We start from the raw sequence: 5,459 nt of genomic DNA, 5'->3' as shown, positions 1-5,459 counted from the left end.
ATATTTTGACATATTTTTTCAATTTTTTTGACTGATTTAGCTATTGATTTAGCATACCAAGTAAGGAAGAACCTAAATCGAGCATTACTTAAAACTCTAGAAAAGGCGATCGCCTAAGTTTAAACAAATTTTAATAGAGGCGATTACAACAGGATAGTCGATCGCCAAACCAAGGAAACCATAGATCGAGTTTGCGGTAATAATAAAAAGGTGACAATTGCAACCGAAGGCGAGCCAAAAAAATGTCAAAATTAGTCAGAGACGCTCCTCCCCATCGCGCAATGGAACCGGGTTTCTTGTTCCCACTTTCCGAGATTACCTGACATGATTACGTTAATAAACCCGGTTTATGTGTAAGTTTTGTTAGCATTATTCTCAATAATTGAGAAGAAAAGAAGTAGCAAATTCTGCCAATTTTTCAGTAAATATACGGGAGCTAAGATGGTCGATTGACCTCCAAATCTCGAAAAAATACGGAAATGCAGCGTGAGTAGCTGCTAAGTGCTAGCAGAAGGAGGAGAATATGTTCTTTGCCTTTTTGAGTTACCAGGCTCAACTTGCAGAGCGCTATTGAGATGCCATAAACCTCGATAACAAACCGCAAAATAACTAAAGAAAAAGCATTATGTTTCATGAATACCTGTATCACGAAGTCTGCAACCTGCGCGAGAAACTAGCTCACCTAGAAAGAGAAACGCAGTCTCAAACCTGGTTCAAAAAGCTGCAAGCGCTGATGGGAGTTATTAGCAAAATTCGCGAATCCCTAGACTTAGAAACAATATTCAAAATCACAGCCACCGAAGTTCGGCAACTCCTAAATGCCGATCGAGTCGCCATCTATCGCTTCTTTCCCGAATCCGAATTGAACGAGGGCGAAGTAGTGTCCGAAGACGTACTGCCCCAATACAGCCCATCTTTGGGAGCCAAAATCCGCGACTACTGCTTCGGCGAACAATTTGCAGCCAAATACACCAAAGGATACGTTCAAGCAGTCACGGATATTTACAAAGCCCGGTTGAGCCCTTGTCACCTCAAAATCCTCAAGCGGTTTCAAATCCGAGCCAACTTAGTCGTACCGCTGCTGCAAGGGCAACACCTGTGGGGATTGCTGTGCATTCACTCCTGCGGTCAACCCCGCCAGTGGCAAGAAGACGAAATCGAATTTGCCAGACAAGTAGGAGACCATTTAGCACTTGCCATCCACCAAGCCGAACTGCACTTGCAAACCCAGAGGCAAATAGCACAAATTGAAGCGGCACAGCAGAAACTCCGCGACAGCGAGCAAAAATATCACCAAATTCTCGATTCGATCGCCGATATGGTATTAGTCAAAGGCCCCCAATCGAAAATCGTCTGGGCAAATCAAGCATTCCGCGATTATTACGGCATGACTCAAGAGGAACTTCAAGACATCGTAGACGCACCTTTCGCCGATCCCGACAATACTCTCCAGTACGTCAGAGATGACGCCTTCGTATTTGACACCGGGCACACTCTGCAAATTTCCGAAGAACCGGTGACGCGGCACGACGGAGAAGTGCGGCTGTTCAGTACCGTCAAAACACCCATCCGTAATCAAGACGGCCAAGTTGCAATGACTGTCGGCGTCTCCCGCGACATGACGGAACGCAAACAAGCAGAAGAAGCCGTCAAAGCCAGCGAAACCAAATACCGCAGCCTGGTAGAAACCTCCCAAGACATGATTTGGTCGGTCGATGCTTCAGGACGCTACACCTTCGTCAACCCAGCAGTTAAGTATATCTACGGTTACGAACCAGAAGAAATGATCGGTAGGCCGTTCTCCGACTTTGCGACACCAGAACAAAGCCAGAAAGATTTAGAAGCTTTCGCCCGCCTGTTTGCCGGAGAATCAATTTTCCAGTACGAAAGCACTCAAATCGCCAAAGACGGCAGCATGAAACATTTGATGTTTAACGCGATCGCCCTCTACGACGAAACCGGAAACTTCCTCGGCACCACCGGTACAGCCACCGACATTACCGATCGCAAGCGAGCAGAAGCAGCCTTACAACACGCCAACGCAGAACTAGAGCGCAGAGTAGAAGCACGCACGGCCGAACTGCGCCAGACTTTTTCCGCACTCAGTGCCAGCGAAACCAAGTTTCGGACGATCGCAGCCACCATCCCCGGATCTCTGTTCCAATTTTGCAGCAGGCAGGGAGTGTGGAGAGTTGACTACATGAGCGATCGCATCTTCGATATCAGCGGCATCACAGCAGCAGAAATGATGCGAGACATGAATACATTCATTTCCCGCGTCCACCCCGAAGACTTGGAAAGCTACATCGCTTCCGTCAACGAAGCGGTAGAAAATCTCTCTCCCTGGCACTACGAAGGGCGGTTAGTCAAGCCCGACGGTGAGATTCGCTGGTGGCAGGGCGACTCCATGCCCACCCGCAACGAGAACGGCGAAATCGTATTTTCCGGCGTCGCGTTCGACATTACCGATCGCAAAGTTGCCGAAACCGCCATCCGCGAGAGCCAGCGGCAGCTCAAAGAAGCCCAGAGGCTCGCCCACGTCGGCAATTGGGAACTCGACGCAGCCACCGGAACCATCACTTGGTCGGAAGAACTTTTCCGCATCTTCGGGCTCGAACCGGCCGAAAGTGCGCCCAACCTAGCCCAACAGGTCGCTCTGATCCATCCAGAAGATTTGGAATTGTGGCAGACTCAAGTGCAGCGGGGACTCGAAGCGGGCATCCCCTTCGATTTTGACTTGCGCCTTTACCGTCCCGACGGCACGCTGCGGCATCTCAACGCCTTGGGTCGCGCTGAAACCGATGCCAGTGGCAAGGTGGTAAAAATGTTCGGTACGGCGATCGACATTACCGATCGCAAAGCCGCCGAAGCAGCACTGCGGCAAGCAGCCGCCGAGTTAGAAGACAGAGTGAGCGATCGCACGGCCGAACTGTCCGAAGCAGTCACGCAATTAGAACAAGAAATTGGCGATCGAAAACTTGCAGAAGCAGCCCTGCAAGTTTCCGAGCAAAACCTGCGGACAATCTTTAACAATGTCTACGATGCTATCTTCATTCACGACTTAGAAGGCAACATTCTCGATGTCAATAATCGGATGTTAGAAATGTACGGAGTGAGCCAGGAACAAGCAACAAAATTATCATTTAAAAACGACTATTCAAGTGGCGACAATCCCATTGAACAAATGGAAGAACTTTGGGAAAGAGTATTAGCAGGCGAAACAGGTCGCGTGGAATGGAAAGCGAGGCGTCCCAACGACGGTTCAACCTTTGATGCAGAAATTGCCCTGTCCAGAATTCATCTCAACGGGAATCTCAGCGTCATTGCCAACGTCCGAGATATTAGCGATCGCAAACAGGCAGAAGCAGAACTGCAACACGCTCAAAATTTTATGGAATCCGTACTCAAAACCATACCCGTCGCAGTATTTGGCAAAGAAGCAGAAGAGTTGCGATTTGTACTGTGGAATCCAGTCGCCGAAGAGGTAATGGGTTTCCCCGCTGCTGAAGTTATGGGCAAAAATGATTACGACTTTTTCCCCAGAGAACAAGCCGACTTTTTCACCACCAAAGACCGGGAAGTGCTCGCCAGCGGGCAAATTTTAGACATTCCCGAAGAAGTGATTCAAACAAAAGAAGGCGAGAATCGCATATTTCATACCAAGAAAACCGCAATTCTCGATCGAGAAGGCAATCCCCAATATTTATTAGCAGTTACTGAAGACATTACTGAGCGCAAGCGGGGAGAAATTGCTTTGAAGCAATCGGAAGCCCGACTCAGACAGCAGGCCGAACGAGAAAAATTGCTCAACAACCTCACTACTCAAATCCGCAATTCCCTCGACTTCGACAGCATCGTTACAGTCGCAGTTAAGGAAATTCGCGCTTTCCTGCAGATCGATCGTTGCAATTTTGCCTGGTATCGCGACGACGGAGAGGAGCCTTTCTGGGAAATTATTAAAGAATCTCGCCTTCGGGAACTTCCCGATTTAACAGGTAGCTATCAAGCTTCCGACTTCGGTCCTGTGGGAGAAAAAGTATTGCAGATGGAAATGCTGCGGGTGGATGATGTCGAAACAGTCGCAGATCCTGTTTGGAAACAAATCGTTCGATCGATGGGCTACCAATCTGTATTAATCATTCCCATGCAGGCACTTTCTGGGGTAATAAGTGCAGTTAGCTGCTGCTCCTGCTGTTCTGTACGACCCTGGAGCGACAGCGAAGTAGAATTGTTGCAATCGATTACAGTTCAATTGGCGATCGCCCTCAACCAAGCCGATCTTTACGCCCAAACTCGCAATAAAGCTCTCGAATTAGAACAAACATTACAGAAATTAACCAGCACTCAATCGCAGTTAATTCAAAATGAAAAAATGTCAAGTCTCGGTCAACTTGTGGCAGGAGTCGCCCACGAAATCAACAACCCAGTTAACTTTATTTACGGCAACCTCACCCACGCCAACGACTATACCCAAGACTTGCTACACCTGATCGAACTTTACCAAAATCACTATCCCGATCCAGTCCCGGAAATTCAAGAAGAAGTAGACCATATTGAACTCGACTTTCTGATGGAAGACTTGCCAAAGTTGCTTTCTTCAATGAAAGTCGGTGCAGACAGAATTCAACAAATTGTTGCTTCTCTCCGCACATTTTCCCGCATGGACGAAGCGGAAATGAAAGCAGTCAACATTCACGACGGCATAGATAGCACCCTGATGATTTTGCAGCACCGGCTCAAAGCTAAACACAATCATCCAGAAATTGAGGTGATTAAAGAATACGCTCAACTGCCCTTAGTAGAATGTTATGCCGGACAGTTAAATCAAGTATTTATGAACATCTTGAGCAATGCTTTAGATGCTTTGGAAGAACGGGATCTGCGCCGTTCTGCTGAGGAAATGCGGAAACACCCTAGCAACATCCGCATCCGCACTGAAATATCGCCAGCGGGCAAAGTAATCATTCGGATTGCTGACAACGGGCCGGGAATACCGGAGACTGTCGGCACTCGTCTTTTTGACCCGTTTTTTACCACTAAACCTGTGGGTAAAGGCACTGGGATGGGCTTGTCAATTAGCTATCAAATTGTTACAGACAGACACAACGGGTCGCTGAAATGCACTTCTTCGCCCGGACAGGGTACAGAATTGGCGATCGAGATTCCCCTCAAAGCTAATTGTTAATAGGGAATTGGTAAGTTGTAATTGGCAATTGGCAATTGCGAAAGCGTTACTGTGCGTCATTCGATTTTAGATTTTAGATTTTAGATTTTGGATTGACTTGCGCGAGATAAATGCGGGGGCTTGAGGATTTTCGATTTTCGATGTTGGATTGATTCCACGGATAAACCACGTGGCGGGTACCATCAAGAAATTCGTGGTCATACCATTTTTTTAAAGATGTGATAGAGATAAAGCCTGTAAAATCCAGGACCATCCGGTGAGAAATCCAATGACG

General features: G+C 47.6%; 2 protein-coding genes. One reads left to right on the top strand and one right to left on the bottom strand.

Annotated features, from left to right (window positions below; genetic code table 11):
• Positions 1-625 precede the first annotated feature (625 nt).
• On the top strand, positions 626-5,185 hold the full coding sequence (locus QUB06_RS33940; protein ID WP_333439156.1) for a PAS domain S-box protein: 4,560 nt from the start codon (positions 626-628) through the stop codon (positions 5,183-5,185).
• A 73-nt stretch (positions 5,186-5,258) separates the two neighbouring features.
• On the opposite strand, the gene QUB06_RS33935 is transcribed toward QUB06_RS33940, so the two are convergent.
• Positions 5,259-5,459: hypothetical protein (locus tag QUB06_RS33935; RefSeq protein WP_333439154.1), on the bottom strand; the 201-nt coding region annotated here is incomplete at its 5' end.

The organism is Microcoleus sp. D2_18a_D3 (assembly GCF_036702455.1).
GTDB lineage: Bacteria > Cyanobacteriota > Cyanobacteriia > Cyanobacteriales > Microcoleaceae > Microcoleus.
Note: the sequence above shows the minus strand (reverse complement) of the source record. Positions and strands in the feature narration are given on the sequence as shown.

What these genes read in the sequence shown, in the direction of transcription:
- QUB06_RS33940 (WP_333439156.1), top strand. Translation starts at nt 626, where the DNA reads ATGTTTCATGAATACCTGTATCACGAAGTCTGCAACCTGCGCGAGAAA.